Consider the following 22,100-nt stretch of genomic DNA (forward strand, 5'->3'; position numbering starts at 1 on the left):
CCTCAGAAAGGTTCCTTGAACGGTCGCAGGTCGATTTCCTGCGTCCAGGCGCTGCGATGCTGCAGATGCAATTGCCAGTAGCTCTCGGCGATCGCGTCCAGGTTGAGCAGGCCGTCGTCGCCGGCCTGCGCCACACGCTGCGGGGCATTGCTGCGCAGCCTCTCGCCATCGATGCCGCCGTCGATGACCACGTGGGCGACGTGAATGCCCTGCGGCCCGAATTCCCGTGCCAGGCTCTGGCTGAGCGAACGCAGCCCCGCCTTGGCCGACGCGAAAGCGGCGAATGGGGGCTTGCCGCGCAGGGCGGCGGTGGCGCCGGTGATCAGGAGACTGCCGCGTCCGTTCGGCGCCCGGGGGTCCAGCCCATTGGCCAGCAGCAACTGCAGCGCCTCGCGCCCGAAGATGAAGCCGCCCAGCGTGCTGGTGCGCCACGCCTGCGTGAACTGGTCGACCGTGAGCTCCAGCGTCGGCGCGCGCACCGCGCTCGCGGCATTGAAGGCGGCGACGGACAGGGCGCCGAGTGCCTGCACGCGCTGTGCGATGCCGTGGATCTCCGCTTCGCTCCCTACATCGCCGGAGAAGGCGTGCGCCCGCCCGCCCGCCGCCTCGATCTCGCCGGCGACCGCCTGCAGTTGCTGCCCGGTGCGTCCGGTCAGGGCGACGGTGAAGCCGCCGCGGGCGAAGCGCCGCGCCAGCGCAGCGCCGAGCCCGGCGCTGGCGCCGACACCGGCGATCCATGCCACTCGCGCGCGTTCTGCCTGGAATGTGCTGCTCATGCTTTCGTCCTCTCGCCAGGTGCGATGCGGGTCAGGCTGTGCGGTACGTAGCGGTCGGCCTGGATGTCTGGCGTGATGCCGTGGGTGAAGACCTCGTCGGTGATCGGCAGGAACTCGCGGTCCCACTCGATCCACTGCCGCTTGAGCCGTGCAAACACCTCGGGTTCGCGTTCCCGCAGATTGGCGCGCTCGCGCTCGTCGACCACGACATCGAACAGGAACTCGTTGTCGTTGATCTTCAGGTACTTCCAGTCACCGTCTCGCACGGCGCGCTGGGCCTGCGCCTTGTAGCGCCAGTACAGCGTGCGCGGATGCACGGCGGTGATCCCTTCAAGGACCGGCAGGATGTTCTCGCCGTCGCTCGGGTAGTCCCGGTCAGGGGCAACGCCGGCCGCAGCCAGCAGCGTGGGCAGCCAGTCGAAGCTCATCGTCACCTGATCCTGGACCTGCGGCTTGATGCGCGCTGGCCAGCGCAGCAGCGTCGGCACGCGCAGGCCGCCCTCGAGCAGCTCTGTCTTCTGGCCGACAAAGGGCCAGGTCTGGGAGAAACGCTCACCGCCGTTGTCGCTCGTGAAGACCACGATGGTGTTGCCGGCCTGCCCCGTGTCGTCCAGCGCGGCGAGCACCTGGCCGACGGCGGCATCGAGCGCCCGGACGATCTCGCCGTACTTCCGCAGGTTGCCGCCGTCGTAGTGAAAGAGATCCCGCAGTTCATGCGCGATCGCTTCGTCGCCCGGTCCTTCCCTTCCCAGGGCCAATGCGGTGCCGTGAAGTGCAGCGACAGGAAGAAGGGACGCCCAGCGACATCACGCTGGTCGCGCAGGTAGGCCACGGCCTCGTCGGCCAGGATCTGCGTGTAGTAGCCAGTTCGTTCCACCGGCTCCTCGCCTTCCCACAGGTCGCGCGGCACGTGCTCGCCAACGCCGGACTTGTGCGTGAAATAGTCGACCACGCCGTTCAGGTTGCCGAAGAAGCGGTCGTAGCCGCTCTTCAACGGTCCGTATTCCGGTGGGCGGCCGAGATGCCACTTGCCGATGAGCGCCGTGTCGTAGCCGGCCGCCTTGAGCAGCGAGGGCAAGGTCGGATGTTCGGGCGGCAGGCCCAGCCCCTTGCCGACGCTGGCGATCGGCTCCTCCAGCCCGCCGCGAAGACGGTACTGGTAGCGACCGGTGATCAGCGCAAAGCGCGTGGCCGAGCAGACGGCCGAATTGGCGTAGGCCTGCGTGAAGCGCACGCCCTGCCCTGCGAGGCGGTCCAGCTGCGGGGTGGCGAAGCCGGCCTGGCCATAGACGCCGAGATCGGCCCAGCCGAGATCGTCGGCCAGGATGAAGACGATGTTGGGCTTGCTGGCGCTCATCGTGCTGCCACCAGCCCGGCGGCGTTGGTGGGTGCCCAGAAGCCCTCCAGCCTCAACTCCTTCAGTGCACGGTTCAGGAAGCTGGGATCGGCCCATGCCTGCGGGTCGTAGGTCTGGCGAATGATGCCGACCTTCTTCGCGCCATCGATCACGTCCGCATAGTGCGACACGAAGCCGTTGTCGAGCAGCGGCGAGTAGCGTTCCTTGATCGTCGTGCCCTCGAAGTCGCTCGCGAACAATGCCACCGGCAGGCCGCTGATGTCGTGGAAGCGCGTGAACAGCGCCGCGCGCTGGCTCTCGTCGAGCGAAGCGGCATGCGCCTGCTGCACGAGCACCTTGACGAGCCGCGTCAGCGCTTCCGGGTACTTCGTGGCGAACTCGTCGGTGGCGATCGTGCCCGAATTGATGCCGTAGATCGGCCCCTTGCCGCGCGTGCTGACGGGAATATCAGCCGTGCCGGCGAGCTTGAGCAGTTGCAGGTCGGCACCGCCGAAGGTGGCGTCGATGTCCTTGCTGACCAACGCCGCCTTGGAGGTCGGCCAGTCGAGGTTGGTAAAGCGAACGTCCTTTTCCGTCAGGCCCTGGTCTTCGAGCAGGCGATTGAAGGACAACTGGTAGGCGGTGCCGCGCAGCACAGCGACGCGCTTGCCCTTCAGATCCTTGAAGCTCTGGATGTTGGAGCCCAGCGCCGCCGCCAGGTAGCTGTTGCTGCCGCGGCCTCCCGCATGGACAAGTCGCGTCTTGAGCCCGCTCGCGCGCCCGATCACGCCGGCCAGGTCGCCCAGGAACACCACGTCCAGCTGCCCGGTGGCCAGCGCCTCGTTGATGGCGGGCCCCGCGCCCTTGAAGAACTTCCATTCGACCTTGACGCCATCCTTCTCGAACTCGGCCTCGATCGCCTTGCTTGCATAGGCGAGCGACACCGGCCCGGCGCCGGCAAAGGACTTGCCCGCGCTGCCCTGCTCGGGCGCAGCGAGGCGGATCACCTTGGGCAGTTCGGCCGCCGGCGCGGTGCCCGACGCAAGCAGCCCGGCGAACGCAACGGCTGCGGCCACGAATGAACGGCGGCCGAGGGAATCTCTAGAAGAAATCATGCAAAGCTCTCGTGTGGAATGGGTTGATTGAATTCCGCCAGGACGACGCCCTTGACTTCGGCGAACACCTGCGATGAACGGTTGCGGGGATGCGGCAAGGGCACCGGCACGATGCGCTGGATGCGGCCGGGGCGCGGCGCCATCACCACCACCTTGTCGCCGAGAAACACGGCCTCCTCGACGTCATGCGTCACCAGGATCGTCGTGATGCCCTCAGCCTCCCAGATACGCTGCAGCTCTTGCTGCAGATGGGCCCGCGTGATAGCGTCGAGTGCGCCGAAGGGCTCGTCGAGAAGCAGGATTTCGGGCCGGTTCACCAGCGCGCGGGCGATCGCCACCCGTTGCGCCATCCCGCCCGACAGTTGATGCGGCCAGGCTTTCTCGAAGCCATTCAGGCCGACCAGCGCGATGTGGTCGCGCACGGCGAAACGCTTCTGTCCTTCGGTCATCGGCGCGTTGAGCAGGCCGAGCGCGATGTTGTCCTCCACCGTCAGCCAGGGAAAGAGGCGGTGCTCCTGGAACACGATGCCCCGGTCCAGGCTGGTGCCGACGATGCGCTGGCCGTCGAGCAGCACTTCGCCCTCGTAGTCGTACTCCAGACCGACCACCAGCCGCAGCAGCGTCGACTTGCCGCAGCCGCTCGTGCCGACGATGCTGACGAACTCGCCCGGCTCGATGCGCAGCGAGATGTCGCTCAGCACCTCGAGCGGCTCGCCCTCAACTTCGTAATGCTTGCTCAGACGTCGGATGTCGAGCGTGCCAGCGTTGTTCGCCATGATGAAGATAGTCCCTGGGTTGCGATTCAGAACTGCGCGACCGAACGGCCACGCCATGCGAGGAGACGACGCTCGACTTGTGTCGCGACCCAGTTCAGCGTGAACCCGACCAGCCCCACCACGATCACGCCGAAGATCACCAGATCCATCTCGAAGCGCTCGCGCCCGTCGATCATGGTGTTGCCGATGCCCTGCCCCGCCACGAGCAGATACTCGGCGCCGAGCGTGGCGAGCCACGCGTAGATAAGCGCCAGGTGGATACCCGCGAAGATCGAAGGCGACGCGCTCGGCAGCACCACGCGCGACAGCATCTGGCGCCGGCTGAAACGCAGCACGCGCGCCACTTCGATGAACGCGCGCGGGACACTCCGGATGCCCTCGAAGGTGTTGAGCACCACCGGGAAGAAGGCCGCGAGCGACAGGAAGGCCACCTTGGCCGTGTCGCCCAGGCCGAACCACACCGAGATCAGCGGGATCCAGGCAAACAGCGAGATCTGCTTGAGCGTGTGGAAGCTGGGGCCCACCGCGCGCTCGAACAGCCGCGAGAAGCCGAGTGCCGCGCCGAATACCAGCCCCGCGCCGGCACCGATGGTGAAGCCGGCCAGGTTGCGCCACAGACTCGACCCGAGCGCCGTCCAGAGTTCGCCGCTGGCCGCGTAGCGCACGCCGCGCTGCCACACGGCCGCGGGTGACACCAGCAGCGCGGAAGTGCTCCAGCCGAAGTGAAAGGCGGCCCACCACAGCAACAGCAGCCCAGCGGGTACGACCCAGCCGCGCACGGCACGCGGGACGGGATGGCGCATGCCGGCGCGACGGCCGGTGATTGGCAACGAAGAGATGTCGCTCATGATGAAGTCAAAGGCACGGCGCTCAGAATCCCACCCTGCGCCAGCGCGTCAGACGCGCTTCGATCAGCGCGAGGATCCGGTCCAGCGCGAAACCCACGGCCCCCACCACGACCACCGCGGCCAGTACGACATCGAGCTGGAAGAGTTGCCGGCCGTAGACGATGAGAAAGCCGATGCCCTCGCTCGACGCCAGCAGTTCGACCACCACCAACGCCAGCCACGCGTGGGTGAAGCCGTAGCGCACGCCGTTCCAGATCGGCGCGAAAGCCGACGGAAACACGACCTTGGTCAGCAGTTGCCAGCGGGTGAAGCGCAGCACCCGGGCCACTTCGATGTAGTGCGTCGGCACCGCCTCGATGCCCTTGTAGGTGTTGAGCGCCACCGGCACCAGCGCAGCCTTGGCGATCAGGATGATCTTGAGGGCCTCGTCGATGCCGACGAGCAGCATCAGCAGCGGCAGCCAGCCCAGCACCGGAATCTGGCTGAAGGCCTTGAAAAGCGGATAGACATAGTCCTTGAAGGTCGGCCACAACCCCATCGCGACGCCGAGCGCGCCGCCGGCGAACAGGCCAAGCGCAAAGCCGGCGAACACCCGGATGAGGCTGACTTGCAGATGTCCCCAGATTTCCCCGGTACGGAACAGGTCGACCAGCGTCGTCCAGACGGCCGCAGGGGACGGCAGCACCTGCGGCGCGATCCACTCGAAGCGAGCGCCGAGGTACCAGAGCAGCAGCACGGCCAATGGAAAGGGCCAGCCCGCCAGACGCGGCAGCACGCGCTGCCACCCGTTGCGCCAGGACCAGGCGGCCGGACGCCGCGATGTGTGTTCAGCGGCCAGGACAAAGGGCAGATCGGCGGACGGGGTCGACATGAGGACGCGGATCAGGGCCTCGACTCACCACGAATGCGCAAGGGCCGGCCGGCCGTATGCCACCGCTGCGGCCCGGAGCCGCCGCATGATCCGGGTCGGCACATGACCGTGTGGCGCTCGACGGGCGACCTCGCGCTGCGAGGCTGGCGCGATCTTCCAGACCGAAACTGTTTGCGCGATCACGCGAAGGGCATGCTCGCGGGGCGTCAACTCAGCGGGGACAGGCAGCATGAGGGAATCCTGGATCTTCGAAAAGAAGTAAGCGCGATTGTCAGAACGGGCGGCGGGGACTGGAACGACCGTTAAGTCAGTTGCATATAGCCAATACAACCGACTTTGCCGAGGGTCAGGCCGGTGCACGGGGACGACCCGGCGAATTCTGCGGACGCCCGGCCTCCCTGCAAACGAAGGAATACGAGTTTGCAGATGCGTTTCCCGCTGAATCCGCAGGAGACGCATGGCTTGGAACGCCGGGGAATAAGCATCGAAGCATTGGGTCTTTGGCAGAGTCGCCGACGATCGCTTACAACGGCGGTCTATGCCCTCCAACCGCCAACTCAAGCTCGGCGCCTTCATGCGCCCGGTCAGCATTCACACCGGTGCCTGGCGCTACCCCGGCGCCTTTGCCGATGCGAACTTCAACTTCGCGTATCTCAAGCGCTTTGCGCAGACGCTGGAACGCGCCCGCTTCGACGCTTTCTTCATGGCCGACCATCTCGCGGTGCTCAACATGCCCATGGAGGCACTCAAGCGCAGCCATACGGTCAGCTCCTTCGAGCCCTTCACGCTGCTGTCGGCGCTGAGCCAGCACACCGGGCACATCGGCCTGGTCGCGACCGCCTCGACCACCTTCGACGAGCCGTTCCACATCGCACGCCGCTTCGCGTCGCTGGATCACCTGAGCAACGGCCGCGCCGGCTGGAACATCGTCACCACCTCGAATCCCGACGCCGCGCTCAACTTCGGACGCGAGGACCACATGCCGCACGACGAACGCTACGCGCGGGCGCGAGAGTTCTACGACGTGGTGACGGGCCTGTGGGACAGTTGGGCCGACGACGCCTTCGTCCGCGATCCGGCCTTTTCTTCGACCCTGCGCGGCTCCACACGCTGGACCACAAGGGCAAGTACCTGTCGGTCCGCGGGCCGCTGCACATCGCACGGCCGGTGCAGGGCTGGCCGGTCATCGTCCAGGCCGGTGCCTCGGAGCCCGGCCGGCAACTGGCCGCCGAGACGGCCGAAGTGATCTTCGCCGCCCCCGGCACGCTGCGGGAAGGCCAGCGCTTCTACGCCGACGTCAAGGGCCGGCTCGCCGCCCTGGGCCGCGAGCGCGATCACCTGAAGATCCTGCCCGCCGCCTTCGTCGTGGTGGGCGACACGCTGGCCGAAGCACGCGCCATTCGCGCCCGGCTCGACAGCCTGGTGCACTACGACAGCGCGATCGCGTCGCTCTCGATCGCGCTCGGTCATGACGCCTCGAAGTTCGATCCCGACGCGCCGCTGCCCGCGGTGCCGCAGACCAATGCGAGCCAGAGCAGCCGCGCGCGCGTGATCGACCTGGCCGAGCGCGAAGGCTTTACCGTGCGGCAACTCGCGCAGCGCCTGGGCGGCTACGGCGGACTGGCCTTCGTCGGCACCGCGGAGAGCATCGCCGACGAGATGCAGGAATGGCTGGAGACCGAAGGCAGCGACGGCTTCAACATCATGTTCCCGTGGCTTCCGGGCGGGCTCGACGCGTTCGCGGATCGGGTCGTGCCCGAGCTTCAGCGGCGCGGCCTCTTCCGCCGTGAATACGAGGGTCGCACGCTGCGCGAGAACCTGGGCCTGCCCCGCCCCGCCAACCAATTCCTTCCGGCGCGCCAGTGACCGGGCGCGCCGTCCGCTCTCACCTGTTCGGCTGCGGCGTCAGGCGAAGGTAGGGACGGATGGCCTTGAAGCCCTTCGGGAAACGCTCGGCGATCTCGGCCGGATCCTGCAGGCTCGGGATGATCACGACGTCATCGCCATCCTTCCAGTTCACGGGCGTTGCGACCTTGTGGCTGTCGGTAAGCTGCAGCGAGTCGATCACGCGGAGGATCTCGTCGAAGTTGCGGCCGGTGCTCGCCGGATAGGTGATCGTGGTGCGGATCACCTTCTTCGGATCGATGATGAAGACGCTGCGCACCGTAGCCGTGGTGGAGGCGTTCGGATGGATCAGGTCATAGAGGTCCGCCACCTTGCGGTCGGCGTCCGCCAGGATCGGGAAGTTTACCGTGGTGTTCTGCGTGTCGTTGATGTCCCCGATCCATTCCCTGTGCTTGTCGACCGGATCGACGCTGATCGCGATCGGCTTGACGCCGCGCCTGGCGAACTCGCCTGACAGCGCGGCCGTCTTGCCCAGTTCAGTGGTGCAGACGGGCGTGAAGTCGGCGGGGTGCGAGAAGAACACCACCCACGAATCGCCCGCCCACTGGTAGAAGTCGATCGGGCCTTCGCTCGAATCCTGGGTGAAATTGGGCGCGATGTCGCCGAGTCGCAAGGTCGTCATGAAGGCTCCGCAAAGATGATGAACGAAGCGATTGTGTGAAGCGGCACGCGCAGCCCCAACGAATGTCTTCTTCTTTCGGTATCGGGATTGCGCATATGCCGCTTCAGGAACGGGGCGCGCTCCTTGTTGCCGGCTCCCCGAGAGAGAGCATGAGGCGATTCGCCCAATTGAAGAATGCGGCCCCATGAATGACGTCCGAGATCGCGAGGTCGTCGAGGCCTGCCGCGCGCAGCCGCGCCACGTGCGCCGGGCCGAAGGCGACCGGGGTCGACGACAGGGCCACCGACGCCTCGACGATCGCGTCCCAGCGTTCGTCGATGCCGGCGCCCACGCCTTCGTCCAGCAAGCGCTGCACGTCGTCGGTCCGGTGGGAGAAGTGCGACGCGAAGCGCGCATGCACCGATGCGCAATAGATGCACCCGTTGTAGCGCGAGGTCGCGGCGGCCGCGAGTTCGCGTTCCGCGCGCGGCAGGCCCGCTTCCGGGTTGTAGAAGATGTCCTTGTCGGTGCGCGTTCGGGCGCCGAGGATGTCCGGGTCGCGCGCCAGCAGCATGAAGTACGGCGACTTCGCGCGTGATGCATCCACCAGTCCCTCCCGCTGACGGTCGGTCAGTTCGTCTTCGCGCAATGGCGGCAGCCACGGAAGCCAGTCAAGCTCGTCCTGCGTGAACGCGTTGGGCGGGATGTTGCCCGGGTGTTGCAATGTCGTGAGCGTCATGATGCCAACGGCTCCCGCTTCGAACCCGCGGCGGCCGGGTGTTCCGCCAGCACCTGAAGGCCAGCCACCACACGCACCTGGAACGCGAGGAACGCGACCAGTTGCGACAGGGTCACGATGTCGGTCGGAGACCACCCGGCATCGAGAAGGGCCTGCAGGTCCTGCGCACCGGCATCCCTCGGATAGAACACGAGAAGGTGCGCATGCGCCAATGCAGCCGAGAGACGCGCGCCGAGGATGGCCCTGCCCGCATCGCTCGCGCGCCAGGTCGGCCCCGGCGCGTCTTCCGCGCTCAGCGGGCCCGCCGGGAAGCGGCCGTACGGCCCGGTCGCAGCGCCCGCGGCAGCCTCGATGTCGAGTGCGTTGATCAAGCGCTGCGAGGCGCCCTGCCGGGCGAGACCTCCCGCATAGAAGCGGCTGGCCTGCGCCTGCCTTTGCACGGCCGTCACGAAGGTGGCGACCGCGAAGCGCTGCTCCAGGGTGAACTCGCCCGTTGCAGGCAGTTCGGGCTCGAACAACGCCAGCCAGCTTTGCTGGCTGTGGATGCGCGCCTGCGCACGCCCCGCGCGTATCGCGTCGAGAGGATGGCCCGGCGCGATGCCGGACAGTTGGTCGATCACGTCGGATGTCGATGCGTTGGTCATGCGGCAAGTGCTTGGGTGGGTGGGTGGGCAGCGGCGGACGGCTCGGCGCGCGACCAGCCAAGGGCGGGCGCGACCCGGGTCGCGATGAGCTCGATGGAGCGAAGAATGAGCGGGTGCGGCGGGTCGACCGAATGGACCTGGAACACCATGTCGGTCACACGGTCGAGCACGCGGTCGGCGCTCAGCGAGGCGATGACATCGTCGACGGTGCCGACGTGAACGTCGTGGCCGGCGATCAGCTCCTGCAGTGAAGCGTCCGCGCCGGGACGGCTCGGATCGCCGAAGCGCGCGACGCTGCGGCGAAGGCCCCGCTCGGCCAGCCGAAGCGCCTCGGCACGGTCGTCAGCGACGAACACCGACCGCGACCCCATGATGCGCGGCGGGCGCCCCGCGGGCAGCCGCGCGAGATACGCGTCGATGATCGGACCTTGGAGTTCGGCCAGCGAGGCACGAGGGGCGCTGTCGGGGCGAGGCTGCGTGCGCGAGAGCATCAGCCCGTCACCGGCCTCCCCTGCCCGAATGCCGCCACCCTCGGAAAAGGTCGCCTGCCAGACCCGGTCGAGCAGTTGCGGGGACGAGGGATAGAGATGGTCGCCACCGGGCAACGGGCGCCCGGCCCATGCGTCGCGCACGAGGGCCAGGTGACGCGCGAAGACTTCCGCACGCGCTTCACTCGAAAGTCCGAACGCAGTGAAGGACGAAGGCGTTCCGCCGGTACCGACGCCGAATTCGAGTCGGCCGCCCGACAGCAGGTCGAACACGACGGCATCCTCGGCCACACGCACCGCGTTTTCCAGCGGAAGCGTCACGACGCCCGTGCCCAGGCGAATCCGACGTGTGCGCGCCGCCACATGGGCCAGGAAGACGAAAGGCGACGGCAGCCCACCCTCGGCCTCGTGGAAGTGATGCTGCGCCACCCAGGCGGAATCGAAACCGAAGGCCTCGGCATGCGCGATCTGCTCGGCCACCAGCCGATAGCGTTCGGCGGCCGGCGCGTCGTCGAGAAGCCGGCTAAAGAAGCCGAGGCGCTTTTTCGTCGGCGCCGCCACGGTGACGGGTGAAGGCAAAGACACGATGGAAGATCTCCTGGACTGCGGATCGGCTGATCAAAGGAAGGCAGGACGGGCCGAAGCCGCGTGCCTGCGTGGCGATTCGCCGTGTCCGTCGAACTCGATGCTCGCGCCGTGCGTGCGCGCAAGATCCGGCGAAAGAGGCGCATCGGCCAGCGAAGTCCGAAGCACGACCGCGAAGGGCCCTTCGCCGTGCAGCGCCAGCCGTGCGCCGATCGGGTCGGCGCTGTCGCCCTCCACGTCGACACTTTGCCGTGCTTCGCGCGTCGAGGACAGCACCAGCGTGCTGTCGCCGAGTTCGATCAGCGCCAGTCGTGAGCGTCCGCCGGGCAATGCGACTGCGCCACCGACGCGCGCGGAACCGGCAGTCTCCGAATCACCGAGGAGTGCCCTGTAGCGCGCCAGCGTGGCATCGAGATCGCGCACCGCGATCGCCAGGCTGGCCACGCCCGTCGCGCCGTTGGGATGCACGCGGGCATCGCCTTCCGGCACGCGGAGGCTGCGCGGCGTGATGTCGCCGCACAGAAAGGGAAGATCCGGCGATGGCGGCCGCGCCGTCTGCCAGCGAAGGCGTTCGCCATCGGGCCGCACGCGTCCGCCGTCGAGCGGGCCGTCCAATACGAGGCCGCGAGGGGCGGCTGCCTTCACGGTCTCGGCCGTGTCCGGCGGCAGCAGGGCGAAGTCCACGATGCCTTCGCCGTGGCGCTGAAGGACTTGCCACCAGCGTTCCCCGGGTGCCGGTGCCTTCCATGCGATTAGCTCGAAGTAGCTGCTGTCGGCAAAGACCACCAGCGCGTTGTGCGTCGTCCGCCCCGGATGGTCGCCGCCGCGCTGCACGTTGAATCCGAGTGCCGTGTAGTCGTCAATGCTCGCTTCGAGGTCGTTGACGGCGATGACGATGTGGTCGAGTTGTAGTGTCATGAGACGGGTCTTTCAGGAGGCAGTGCGGGCGGCGTCGCCGCCCCCGAGGTAGGCGTCGCGGATGCGCGTGTCGGCCGGCAGTTCCCTGGCGGAGCCCTGCAGCACGATGCGCCCGGTCTGCAGCACATAGCCGTAGTGCGCGATCTGCAGCGCCAGGCTCGCGTTCTGCTCGACTATGAAGACCGAGACGCCCTGCCCGTTGATGCGGGCGATGAGTTCCAGCACCTTGTCCACGTACAGCGGCGACAGGCCCATCGTCGGCTCGTCCATGCAGAGCAGCTTGGGCCGGCCCATGAGCGCACGCGCCATCGCCACCATCTGCTGCTCGCCGCCAGACAGGGTGCCGGCCTGGAAATCGATGCGCTCGGCCACGCGCGGGAAGAGATCGAGCAAGCGGGCCAGGTCTTCGGCCACGGCCTTGCGGTCGTTGCGAGCGTAGGCGCCCATGAGCAGGTTCTCGCGCACGGTCATCGACGGGAACAGGCGGCGCGCCTCCGGCACCGAACCGATGCCGCGCCGGATCACCTGCGGCGTACCAAGGCCGAGGATCGATTGCCCGTCGAAACAGAGCTGGCCCGAGCGTGGCTTGAGCAGCCCCAGCACGACTTTCATCGTGGTCGATTTGCCGCTGGCATTGCCGCCGAGCAGGCTCACGATCTGGCCGGGGCGCACTTCGAGGTCGAGGTCGAAGTGCGCCTGCACCGGGCCGTAGAAACTGTTGATCTGCCGGAGTTCGAGCAGGGCGTGCCTGCCGCCCTCGCCCCGTGGCCGGGCGGACGGCAGGAAAGCGCCCTCGTCCCGGCTTCCGCCCCAGCCGGAAGTCGGCGCAAGACCCGTGCGGGCCACTGTCGAGCCGAGCACGCTCATCCTGCCACCGCCTCTGGCAGCGCACTTCCGACGTGACGATGACCCAGATAGGCCTCGATCACCCGGGCATCGTTGCGCACCGCGTCCGGGAGGCCTTCCGCAATCTTGCTGCCGTCATCGAGCACCACGACGCGATCCGAAAGCTGCATCGCGAGGTCGAGCTTGTGCTCGATCAACAGGATGGTCTGGCCGCGCGCCTTGAGCGTGCGGATGATCTCGAGCATCTCGACCGTCTCGCTTTCATTCATGCCGGCGGTGGGTTCGTCCAGCAGAAGCAGGCGCGGCTTCGACGCGAGCGCACGGGCGATCTCCACGCGGCGCCGGTTCGCGTATGACAGGCTGTACGCTGGATGGTCGATGCGCGGCGCGAGCCGCTCGCCGAACAGCGCGATGATCGCGAGCGCTTCTTCGCGCAGCGCTTTCTCCTCCCGCGTGACGGAGGGCGGCTGCACCAGCGCCAGTGCCAGCTCGGCCAGCGCCGCGACGCCCGGCACGCCCCCCATGCGCGGCTTCACCGCGCGCAGCCGCGTGTGCGCGCCGACCAGTACGTTGTCGAGCACCGTGAGGTTGGCGAACACGCGCCCGTGCTGAAAGGTCCGCGCGAGACCGCGCTCCGCAAGACGCGTCGCCGGCCAGCCGGTGATGTCTTCACCGTCGAAATGCACCTTGCCTCCGTCCGGGTGGTCGAGGCCGGTCACGAGGTTGAACAGCGTCGTCTTGCCCGCGCCATTGGGGCCGATCACGCTGACGAGTTCGCCCTCGCCCACCCACAGGTCGACCGCGTTGACCGCGGTGAGACCTCCGAAGCGTCGCGTCAATCCGGCGATCTCAAGCAGCGAGGGCATCCGCTTCCTTCCGGCCGGCATTCGCCGCCTCGGCCTTCGAATTGACCAGCTTGACCTCGGCACGGATCGACTGCGGATTGCGCAGCAGGTTGAGGATCGGGCAGTTGCGCTCAACGGCCTCGAACAGCGCGTCGATGTCTTGGCGGCTCGCCGGTGAATCGATGTGCACCGTGTAGCCGATCTCGTGCGGCCAGATCGGCGTCTGCTCGTAGCCCGGCTTGCCGCCGCGCGGGTCGATGATGCCGGTCACTTCGACTTCGAGGCTTTCCAGCGGAACCCGCCGCTCGGCCGCCTGGATCAGGAAGATGTGCGTGACGCAGGTGCCGAGCACGCCGAGCTGCAGTTCCGGCGAACTGGGACCCAGGTTGTAGCCCGCGAAATCGGGCGGGCTGTCGCTGATGATCTGGTGATCGCGAACGCGCAGCCGGCGCACGCCGCTGCGGCCTTCGGCGCGCACGTGGGCCTTGAGCTGGAGCGGTTGGGCGCTGCCGGCCTCGATGGCGGCATTGCGCGCGAGCACGGCAGCGCGCTTCTCGGCAAGGTAGTCGTTGAGTTGGCTCATGGTGCGTATCCTGTGTGATGGATTCAGACGGTGCCCAGCAATCCCTGCGGGCGGAAGCGGATGAGGAGCAGCAGTGCGATGCCGTAGATCAGCATGCGGTACTCGGCCGTGATGCGGAACAGCTCGGGCAGGCTCACCAGTGCCACGGCACCGAGCAAGGCGCCGCTGATGTTGCCGAGGCCGCCCAGGATCACCATCGTCAACGCGAGGATGGAGATCTGCGAGGTGAAGGTCTCGTGATTGATGTACGAGTAGAGATGCGCCGTGAAGGCGCCGCTCACGCCGGCCGCGAAGCCGCCGAAGCCGAAGGCCAGCGCCTTGTAGCGGTCGGGACTCACGCCGTAGGCGCGCGCGGCCACCTCGTCCTCGCGCACGGCGCGGAATGTGCGCCCCAGATGCGAACGCAGCAGACGCCACTGCAACAGCGCGAGCAGTACCATCGCGCCAAGCGCGGCCCAGTAGAAGGCGCTGTTCGAGGAGGCGTCCCGCCCGAACAGCGAGAGCGGCGGTATGCCCGAGACGCCGATGGGGCCTCGCGTCAGGCTTTCCCAGTTCAGGATGGTGAGCGCCACGATCTCGCCGATGCCCAGCGTCGCGATCGACACATAGTGCCCGCGCAGACGGAATGCCGGAAAGATCAGCGCGGTGCCGATCGCTGCGGTCATGAGCCCCGCAAGAACGATGCTGGTTCCCACTGGAAGGTGCAGATCGAGCACGAGCAGCGACGACGCGTATGCGCCGATCGCGAGCAAGCCGGCGTGCCCCAGGGAAATCTGGCCGATCGTGCCGGCCACCAGGGTGAGGCTCAGCGCCAATGCCGCGTAGAGCCAGGAATTGGTCAGGGTCTGCAGCAGGTAAGGCGACGGATCAAAGAGCGGCAGCACCGCAGCCACCGCGAACAGCGCCGCCAGAAGCCAGGTCGGCACGCGCCAGGGCTTGCTCGGCGCGATGAAGGTCCCGGTGAGCGGCTCCGGCGGCAACGCGCGCTTGCGGCCGAACAGGCCGTTGGGCTTCCACACCAAGATCAGCAGCAGCAGGACGAAGGCGAAGAGATTGCGGTACGGGGTTCCGAACAGGGCAACACCGTAGCTCTCCGTCAGGCCCAGCAGCATGCTGCCGACGATGGCGCCAGGGACGTTGCCCACGCCGCCGACCACCGTCGCGACCACGCCTTTCAGCGTGGCCTGGAAGCTCATGGCAGGGCTGATGTTGTTGTAGTACATGCCCACCAGCAGGCCCGACAGGCCGCCCAGCGCCGAAGCGATGGCGAACACGCTCTGGTTCACGCGGTTCACGTCGACGCCCATCTGCTGCGCGGCGTCCCGGTCCTGCGCGGTGGCGCGCACTGCCCAGCCCAGTTTCGTGAACCGGAGGAATCCGAAAAGAAGCGCCGCGCTGCTCAGGCCGATGCCGGCAATCAGGAGGTCCAGCGCACCGACGGTGCCGGTGCCGATCTGCAAGCGCCAGTCGGGCAGTTGCGTGGGCAGCGAACGCGGGTCGGGGCTCGCGATGAGTTGCACCAGGATGTCGAGGACGAAGCTGATGCCGATGGTCGCCAGCAGCGGCGCGATGCGAGCCGCACCCTGCAGGGGACGAAGTCCGACCCGCTCGATCAGCATGCCGAGCGCAGCCGAGCCCAGCACCACCAGCACGATGGTGAGCGGCAGCGGCGTGTGCAGGAAGGTGATCGCGGCCCAGCCGATGTAGGCCCCGACCGTGTAGACGGACCCGTGCGCGAAGTTGATGAGATGCGAGACGCCGAAGATCAGCGCCAGCCCGACCGCCAGCAGCGCATAGATGTTGCCGATGATCAGGCCGTTGACCGTGTAGTCGAAGAACGAGGTGAACGAGGAATGCATGCGGACCGTGGGCTGCGCACTCTCAACGAACAGTGGCGACGGCCGCCCTGCCCTTCGCGTCGCCGAGCGCCCACTGGGCGTCCTTCACGACAAGGTCGACGCTTTTCACGCCGATCACGCGACGCGTCTGCGGATCGAAGTTGGCCTTGCCGAACACCACGCTGGGCACGTCCTTGATCTTGTAGAAGGCATCGCGCACCGCCTTGCGGTCGCCGTTCGGGCCCGCTTCACGCAAGGCCGCGGCCGCGATGACGACGGCGTCGTAGGCATAGGCGTTGAAGGCATCCGGCTCCTTGCCGTACTTTGCGCGGAAGCGCTTGACAAAGTCCTGCACCTCGGCGCGCGGCTCGTCCGGAAAGAACGCCGTGTTGGTGTAGATCCCGTTCACGGCGGCCCCGCCGAGTTCGATGAACTTGGGCGAATAGACCGAGCCGCTTGCCGCGATCGGCTGCTTGAGCCCGACGTTGCGCACCTGCCCCGCGATCAGCGCGCCGTCGGGGTAGTAGGAGATCAGCACCAGGCCGTCGGGGTTCGCATCGCGCACGCGCACCAGCGTGGAGCGGAAATCCTTCTCGTCCGGTTGATAGCCCTCCGCGATGACGACCTCCGCGCCGCGTGCCTCCGCTGCTTTCACGAACACGTCGCGGCTGGTCCGGCCCCAGTCGGTGTTGAGGAACAGCACCGCCACGCGCTTGAAGCCGAGCGTCTTGACGGCAAGATCGGCGAGCAGCGGCTGTGCGTCGGCCTGGCTGATGGAGGGGCTCCAGACGAAGTCGCCGCCCTTCGTGAAATCGGGATGCGAGTTGGTGAAGCCCAACTGCACCAGTCCCGCACGCTGGTAGATGGGCGAAGCGGCCATCGACGCGGGGCTGGAGAAATCGCCCAGTTCGATCTGGATGCGCTTGTCATTCACGAACTTCTGCGCCAACCCGACCGCCTGCCGCGGATCGCTCTGGCTGTCTTCGAACACGTAGGCCAGTGGCCGGCCGTTGATGCCGCCGCCGGCATTGATGTCTTCCAGTGCGAGATCGAAGCCGGCCTTCCACTGTGCGCCGTACTGCGCGTTCTGTCCGGTCAGGGGGCCGCTGACGCCGAACCACACGGGTTCGCCGGCAGCCGGTGCGGCGGTCGAAACGAGGGGCGCCAGCAGAAACGCGGCGGCGAGACGAAGAAAGGCTTGACGGTGCAACATGCGGTGCGCTCCAGGGCAGCGGAAAGAGCGCGATTCTTCGACGGCATGGCGACGATGGGAACGAAGAATTCAGCGCGACCTTCATCGGAATACGCATAAGGCCCCTGAGTCGCAGTGCGAAGGGCGTGTCCGCCTGCGACGCACCTGTGATTTTGTTCGCACTCTTGTCATGCCGGAGACACGTGTCGCACAGCCTGAGGTCCAACGGGCTGGTGGCATCATTGAAGCGATCCAGATCCATGAATAGACCTCAAATCGGCAGGCCGGTGAGGGATGGCAAGCGGGGGGTGTTCGACGCTATGTCGCGTTGTATCGCTGCCTTGCCGACGCGTCGAACCCGTAGTCGTGGGGACGCGGCGGCTGAGCTTTCGCAGCTGCCTCCACTCGCGACTCTCAATGCATCGACGAGGCCTCGTGCAGTTCTGACACGGGCTAAGTCACGACTTGTCGCGATGCGAAACCAACGCCTGCAGATGACATCGGCGAACCTCACGTTCTACTCTGCCTCCCACAACTTCATCAATTTGACGTAAGCCGCATTGTATGCGTTAAGTCGTTGATTTATATGGAGTTTTTGCCTACAGCGAAATCGACATTTTAGGTGGATGCCGTGACGCTGGTGCCCGAAAGATTCGGGAGTTCGACCGATACCCGTGGTACGCCGTCGGGGCATTTCAACTAAGCGGCGTTTTTTCTGTCGACAAGTTCGACACATGGTACCGAAGCCAAAATTTGCCAGATGGTTGCTCGCTGGCTCTTGTTCCCTATGAATGCAGCGAAGCATTTGCAAAGCCCCGAGTCAGGGTATTAGTGGCGGGCAACGACGACACAGTTGTCTTGCCTCGTGGCGTCGTATCGGACGCCAGTTCACATTGGAATACGGTCTTCATCAAGGCTCAAAGCGATCCGGACTTCGCACGCGAAATTGGGCAAGCAGGGATGAAAATCGAAGTGATGAGACTGCAGTAGCCGTGGTCAACGATGGCGGCAAGGTTTCGATCGGCGTGATCGCATCGATCCAGTGCGCTGGCACTGCCGAAGATGTGCCAGATGCGAGGCGCTCGAGAATCCGCCACGTCCAGCCGCAGCCCCCGGCTCTGCTGTGGCATCCACTTAAGGCGACAAAACTTGCAATCACGATAAGAAGACTTATCGCCATAGCGCTATTTGTGCATCCACTCTTTCGCTCTGGCCAAAGATCTGGAGCCTCGTCTGAGTTCGAGAAACCTGCCTCTCGGCCTGAGCATGCAACCCCTCTGCAGGGTCTTTGATCGACCAGCGCCAGGCCTGCAGACGGCGCCTGGCGCATCGTCGAGTTCCCTCAACTTTGGTCGAGTTCATGATGGAACCGTTGCCAACGCTGCTCGCCCTGAGCCATGGAACAACGGGCAAGTTCGTCAGGCTACGCGAGGTACCCGGTCACCAGCGTCGCAACGCGCGTGTCGATGCCATGGCCCAGGCCGGGGAGCACGTTCACAGTGACTTCGGCGCCGAGCCGTTGCAGCATGGGTGCGGCCTCGAGGCTGAAGGCGGGGCGGATGACCGGATCGTCCGCGCCGTGGATCAGATGAAAGCGCACGGTGGCCGGTGCGCGCCGTATGGGCTGAGCGAAACGGCCCGCGAGCGCGATGACGCGCTTCGCCTGAGGATCACCAGATTGCGTGGCTTCGAGCGCCATGATCGCGCCCTGCGAGAAGCCGATGAGCGTGGTGCTGTCTGCTCCGAGGCCGCTCAAGAGTTGCCAGTGCGCGATGGTGTCGCGAAACAGGGGAAGCCCCTGCTCGACGCGCTCGGGCCGGTTCTGCTCCGTCACGCCCGCTACGGAAAACCATTGGCGACCTGCACCTGGCCCCGACGGATGCGGCCCATCGACGCTGACCACCATCGCTTCGGGACGCGCCTTCACGATCAATTCAGCAAGCGGCACCAAGTTGCCAGCGGAAGAACCAACGCCATGGAACAACAGCACCAGATGGGCCGCGTTCTCTGGCCCGGCGACGACGATCGATGCGTCGGTCATGCGATTGCCTCGCTGGCATCGAGCACGAACTCGCGCCCGAACACGTACGATTCCATCGCGAGCACGCCGTGGCGGACACCACCGTCCAGCACGGTCGCCGGCAACGTCCCGCTGGCTGCTCCCAGCGCAACCAGCAGGGGCAGGAAGTGCTCGGCTGTCGGATGTGCGCGCCGGGCGTGCGGTGCACGTTCAAGCGCGTGGATCAACCCTTCGCGATCATCCGACAGTACGCGCTGCCGGATCCACAGAGAAAACTCCCGTGCGTATGTCGCCTCGCTTGCGGTCCCCACGCGAAATTCGTAGAGGTTGTGCGTGAGGCTGCCGGAGCCGATCACGAGCACCCCCTCCTCTGCCAGGGGCGCCAGTGCAGCCCCGAGCGCGTACGACTTGTCGCCGTCGAGACCTGCGGGCAGCGACACCTGTATCACAGGCACATCCGCATCGGGGTAAAGGTGCAGCAGCGGTACCCAGGCGCCGTGGTCAAGACCTTGTCGCTCGGCCAGCGAGGCCTGGATACCAGCGTCACCCAGTATCGCCGCGACGCGGTGCGCCACTTCAGGCGCGCCTGGCGCGGGATAGCTCATTTGATACAGCGCGGGGGAAAAACCGCCGAAATCATGAACTGTCTCCGGCTGCGCGGCTGCGCCGACTTCGACGCCGCGTGTCATCCAGTGCGGTGACACCACGACTATTGCACGGGGCTTGCCAAGCGCTTCACCAAGGGCGCGCAACTGCGCTCCGGCGAGCCCGGGCTCCAGCGCGAACGTCGGCGCGCCGTGCGAGATGAACAAGGTAGGCAGGGTTGTCATGCGATCGGTCTCCGGTGCGGCACAGCCTGCGTCAGGCTGTTCGTGTGATGGCACGGTCAATCGAGCCACGGCCGCCGCCACTAACGGTCAGCGCCAGAGTGACACCCAGCAACGCCAGAGCGAACTCATAGCCGTTCTGCGCCACGAACAAGCCCTTGCCGATGTGCACGCTGAAGATCGCCACGAGCATCGCGAAGGCCAACGACACCGCAGCCGGCCGGACCAGCAGCCCGACGATCAACGCCAGGCCGCCGAAGAACTCGGCGGCCCCGGCGAGCAACGCCATCAGGTAGCCCGGCGCGAGACCGATCGATTGCATCCATTGGCCGGTGCCTTCCAGGCCATAGCCACCGAACCAGCCGAAGAGCTTTTGCGATCCGTGCGCTGCAAAGATGATGCCCGCCGTCAGGCGCATGGCCAACGTGCCCCAGCCTGCATTGGTAGCGAGCAGACGCTTAAAGAAAGAAGTTGATTGATTCATTTTGATCTCCTCGTGTCAGGCGTTGCGAAGCCAGGTGGGTGCGATGCTGGTGCCCAGACCGGCGCCGTAGCCCAGGTAAATGTTCAGGCCGGCGAGCGGCTCCAGGTAGCGGGCATTGCTCAGGCCGCCCGTGTCGATGACATCGAATCCAACGCTTTGCGCCAGCGCCTTGACGGTTTCCTTGCCGGCCTTGTCGTCCGAAGCAACGAATACCGGTACCTTCTGACCGGCCAACTCTGGCCCTGCAGCCAGAACCTGGGCAAAAACGGTGTTGAAAGCCTTCACCACGTGCGCGCCGGGGACGGCAGCGGCAATGGTTTCCGCAGCGCTCGTGGTGTGGCCGACGGTCAGACTCATGAAGTCGGCCGACAGCGGATTGGTGATGTCCACCACGGTCTTTCCAGCCAGATCGCCGACACTTTGCAGTGCGGTCACTGCGTCGGCGAAGCCAGTGGCCAGCACGATGACGTCCCGGTCATTCGCGGCCCCTGCGCTCGGCACGGCCTTTGCGCCGAATCGATCGGCGAGGGCTTGCGCCTTGGCGGCATCACGCGCAGTCACTGTCACCTGATGGCCCGCCGCGGCAAATTGCTTGACGAAGCCGGCACCCATGTTGCCGGCGCCGATTACCAATACTTTCATTCATTTCTCCTGAGAGTGGTCACTTTGCTGCCAGTGAATGCGGCAGCCATGAACGGACTGTATTGATCCATCAGATCGAGATAAACTGCCTTTTCAGAGATATACAGTTCAGAAAATCGGATCAATGGACAAATTCCAGGAGATGCGGGTCTTCAGCGCGGTGGTCGATGCCGGCAGCTTCGTTGCTGCGGCGGCTGCGTTGCCCGCCTCGAAGGCGGCCGTCTCGCGCTATGTGTCTGAGTTGGAGCAAAGGCTCGGCGTCCGTCTGCTGCATCGCACTACCCGCAAGCTCTCGCTCACCGAAGAGGGTGAGGTGTTCCACGCGCGGTGCCGCGAAATCCTGTCGAGCATCGAAGCGTCGGAGGCTGAAATCTCCACCCGGGCCGGCAGCGCCAGCGGTCTGTTGAAGATCAGCGTCCCCCTGAGCTTCGGCGTCAAGCATTTGGCGCAGTTGTGGGCAAGCTTCATGACCGCTCATCCCCAGGTGTCTCTCGATGTGAATCTGTCGGATCGCGCGGTCGACCTGGTGGATGAAGGCTTCGACCTGGCCATACGCATCGCGCGATTGCCCGACTCCTCGTTGATCTCGCGAAAAATCGCATCCACCCGATTGGTCTTGTGCGCGTCACCCCGCTATCTGCGTCAACGAGGCAAGCCGCGGGACCCTGCGGCACTGCGCGAGCACGATGTCATCGCCTATACGCTGCTGGCAATGGGCGATCAATGGAGCTTCAACGGGCCAAACGGTTCCGTCAGTGTCAAGGTCGCGCCAAGACTTCGCAGCAACAACGGCGACACCTGCATCGCCGCGGCCTTGAACGGGGGCGGGATCATCCTGCAGCCAACGTTCCTGGTCAGTGAGCATGTTGCCGCCGGCACCCTAGTCGAGTTGCTGCCGCGCTTTCGTTCGATCGAGCTCGGCATCTTTGCTCTCTATCCCAGCCGCAAGTTCGTGGCACCCAAGGTGCGGCTGCTCATCGACTACGTATCGAAGGCGTTTGCCAACGCAGAGTGGGTGACGGTGGACTGATGCGTGGGACGGCGGACCAGGCGATCTTTCTCCATTTCATCGACACTCAGGCTGACAGCCTCACGCGATCAGTCCTTCCTGCAATGCGCTCTTGATCGCGACCTTCACGGTGCGAGGTCCGTCGAAGATGCGGGATGCCCACCACGTGGATTCTTGATTTCATGGGCACGTCCAGTGGCGCATTTTTGCAC

The 22,100-nt window shown here is 66.0% G+C and carries 20 protein-coding genes and 2 pseudogenes; 2 read left to right on the top strand and 20 right to left on the bottom strand.

Going from position 1 to position 22,100, the window contains the following annotated elements:
* Positions 1 to 2 precede the first annotated feature (2 nt).
* The 6 genes and pseudogenes from ACSFBL_RS27660 to ACSFBL_RS27685 all read right to left on the bottom strand — a co-directional run bounded on the left by ACSFBL_RS27660 (position 3) and on the right by ACSFBL_RS27685 (position 5,722).
* Positions 3 to 776 (bottom strand): SDR family NAD(P)-dependent oxidoreductase, encoded by a 774-nt coding sequence (locus ACSFBL_RS27660; protein WP_435519024.1) that lies wholly within the window; start codon positions 774 to 776, stop codon positions 3 to 5.
* Positions 773 to 2,133: pseudogene (locus ACSFBL_RS27665) on the bottom strand (sulfatase family protein). Before ACSFBL_RS27665 ends, ACSFBL_RS27660 begins: the two are co-directional and overlap by 4 nt.
* Positions 2,130 to 3,227: an ABC transporter substrate-binding protein gene (locus tag ACSFBL_RS27670; protein ID WP_435519025.1), complete on the bottom strand. Its 1,098-nt coding sequence runs from the start codon at positions 3,225 to 3,227 to the stop codon at positions 2,130 to 2,132. The pseudogene ACSFBL_RS27665 and the gene ACSFBL_RS27670 overlap by 4 nt, the downstream one beginning before the upstream one ends.
* Positions 3,224 to 4,003 (bottom strand): ABC transporter ATP-binding protein, encoded by a 780-nt coding sequence (locus ACSFBL_RS27675; protein WP_435519026.1) that lies wholly within the window; start codon positions 4,001 to 4,003, stop codon positions 3,224 to 3,226. Before ACSFBL_RS27675 ends, ACSFBL_RS27670 begins: the two co-directional genes overlap by 4 nt.
* A 26-nt stretch (positions 4,004 to 4,029) precedes the next feature.
* A complete protein-coding gene (locus tag ACSFBL_RS27680) occupies positions 4,030 to 4,851 on the bottom strand; it encodes an ABC transporter permease (protein WP_435519027.1) in 822 nt (273 codons plus the stop codon).
* Between the two features lie 22 nt (positions 4,852 to 4,873).
* Positions 4,874 to 5,722 carry an ABC transporter permease gene (locus ACSFBL_RS27685; RefSeq protein ID WP_435519028.1) on the bottom strand — a complete coding sequence of 283 codons (849 nt, stop codon included), beginning with the start codon at positions 5,720 to 5,722 and terminating at the stop codon, positions 4,874 to 4,876.
* 538 nt (positions 5,723 to 6,260) lie between these two features.
* Between ACSFBL_RS27685 and ACSFBL_RS27690 the strand changes: the two are divergent.
* Positions 6,261 to 7,588: pseudogene (locus ACSFBL_RS27690) on the top strand (LLM class flavin-dependent oxidoreductase).
* Positions 7,589 to 7,607: 19 nt separating this feature from the next.
* Here ACSFBL_RS27690 and ACSFBL_RS27695 read toward each other — a convergent pair.
* From ACSFBL_RS27695 to ACSFBL_RS27760, 14 genes are all read right to left on the bottom strand, one after another.
* Positions 7,608 to 8,249 carry a peroxiredoxin gene (locus ACSFBL_RS27695; RefSeq protein WP_435519029.1) on the bottom strand — a complete coding sequence of 214 codons (642 nt, stop codon included), beginning with the start codon at positions 8,247 to 8,249 and terminating at the stop codon, positions 7,608 to 7,610.
* Between the two features lie 103 nt (positions 8,250 to 8,352).
* Positions 8,353 to 8,967: an alkylhydroperoxidase domain protein gene (locus ACSFBL_RS27700; RefSeq protein WP_435519030.1), complete on the bottom strand. Its 615-nt coding sequence runs from the start codon at positions 8,965 to 8,967 to the stop codon at positions 8,353 to 8,355.
* Positions 8,964 to 9,611, bottom strand: a complete 648-nt coding sequence (locus ACSFBL_RS27705; protein WP_435519031.1) for a CMD domain protein — start codon at positions 9,609 to 9,611, stop codon at positions 8,964 to 8,966. Before ACSFBL_RS27705 ends, ACSFBL_RS27700 begins: the two co-directional genes overlap by 4 nt.
* Positions 9,608 to 10,684, bottom strand: coding sequence for a putative FMN-dependent luciferase-like monooxygenase (locus tag ACSFBL_RS27710; RefSeq protein WP_435519032.1), 1,077 nt, complete (start codon positions 10,682 to 10,684; stop codon positions 9,608 to 9,610). The genes ACSFBL_RS27705 and ACSFBL_RS27710 overlap by 4 nt, the downstream gene beginning before the upstream one ends.
* Before the next feature lie 33 nt (positions 10,685 to 10,717).
* On the bottom strand, positions 10,718 to 11,602 hold the full coding sequence (locus ACSFBL_RS27715) for a VOC family protein (protein ID WP_435519033.1): 885 nt from the start codon (positions 11,600 to 11,602) through the stop codon (positions 10,718 to 10,720).
* 12 nt (positions 11,603 to 11,614) lie between these two features.
* Positions 11,615 to 12,469 carry an ABC transporter ATP-binding protein gene (locus tag ACSFBL_RS27720; protein WP_435519034.1) on the bottom strand — a complete coding sequence of 285 codons (855 nt, stop codon included), beginning with the start codon at positions 12,467 to 12,469 and terminating at the stop codon, positions 11,615 to 11,617.
* Positions 12,466 to 13,314 carry an ABC transporter ATP-binding protein gene (locus tag ACSFBL_RS27725; protein WP_435519035.1) on the bottom strand — a complete coding sequence of 283 codons (849 nt, stop codon included), beginning with the start codon at positions 13,312 to 13,314 and terminating at the stop codon, positions 12,466 to 12,468. The genes ACSFBL_RS27720 and ACSFBL_RS27725 overlap by 4 nt, the downstream gene beginning before the upstream one ends.
* The gene (locus tag ACSFBL_RS27730) at positions 13,298 to 13,876 is read right to left on the bottom strand and encodes an OsmC family protein (protein ID WP_435519036.1); all 579 of its coding nucleotides are present in this window, start codon (positions 13,874 to 13,876) and stop codon (positions 13,298 to 13,300) included. The genes ACSFBL_RS27725 and ACSFBL_RS27730 overlap by 17 nt, the downstream gene beginning before the upstream one ends.
* Positions 13,877 to 13,899: 23 nt before the next feature.
* Complete coding sequence (locus tag ACSFBL_RS27735; protein WP_435519037.1) at positions 13,900 to 15,735, bottom strand: ABC transporter permease; 1,836 nt, start codon at positions 15,733 to 15,735, stop codon at positions 13,900 to 13,902.
* A gap of 22 nt (positions 15,736 to 15,757) precedes the next feature.
* Positions 15,758 to 16,927: an ABC transporter substrate-binding protein gene (locus ACSFBL_RS27740; protein WP_435519038.1), complete on the bottom strand. Its 1,170-nt coding sequence runs from the start codon at positions 16,925 to 16,927 to the stop codon at positions 15,758 to 15,760.
* Between the two features lie 1,402 nt (positions 16,928 to 18,329).
* Complete coding sequence (gene ypfH, locus ACSFBL_RS27745) at positions 18,330 to 18,947, bottom strand: esterase (protein WP_435519039.1); 618 nt, start codon at positions 18,945 to 18,947, stop codon at positions 18,330 to 18,332.
* Complete coding sequence (locus tag ACSFBL_RS27750; RefSeq protein ID WP_435519040.1) at positions 18,944 to 19,756, bottom strand: DODA-type extradiol aromatic ring-opening family dioxygenase; 813 nt, start codon at positions 19,754 to 19,756, stop codon at positions 18,944 to 18,946. The genes ypfH and ACSFBL_RS27750 overlap by 4 nt, the downstream gene beginning before the upstream one ends.
* A 31-nt stretch (positions 19,757 to 19,787) precedes the next feature.
* Positions 19,788 to 20,237, bottom strand: a complete 450-nt coding sequence (locus ACSFBL_RS27755; RefSeq protein ID WP_435519041.1) for a DoxX family protein — start codon at positions 20,235 to 20,237, stop codon at positions 19,788 to 19,790.
* A 15-nt stretch (positions 20,238 to 20,252) separates the two neighbouring features.
* The gene (locus ACSFBL_RS27760; RefSeq protein WP_435519042.1) at positions 20,253 to 20,849 is read right to left on the bottom strand and encodes an NADPH-dependent F420 reductase; all 597 of its coding nucleotides are present in this window, start codon (positions 20,847 to 20,849) and stop codon (positions 20,253 to 20,255) included.
* Positions 20,850 to 21,003: 154 nt separating this feature from the next.
* Between ACSFBL_RS27760 and ACSFBL_RS27765 the strand changes: the two genes are divergently transcribed.
* Positions 21,004 to 21,909 (top strand): LysR family transcriptional regulator, encoded by a 906-nt coding sequence (locus tag ACSFBL_RS27765; protein ID WP_435519043.1) that lies wholly within the window; start codon positions 21,004 to 21,006, stop codon positions 21,907 to 21,909.
* Positions 21,910 to 22,100 lie beyond the last annotated feature (191 nt).

The sequence above is a fragment of the Variovorax glacialis genome (assembly GCF_051216375.1).
GTDB lineage: Bacteria > Pseudomonadota > Gammaproteobacteria > Burkholderiales > Burkholderiaceae_C > Variovorax.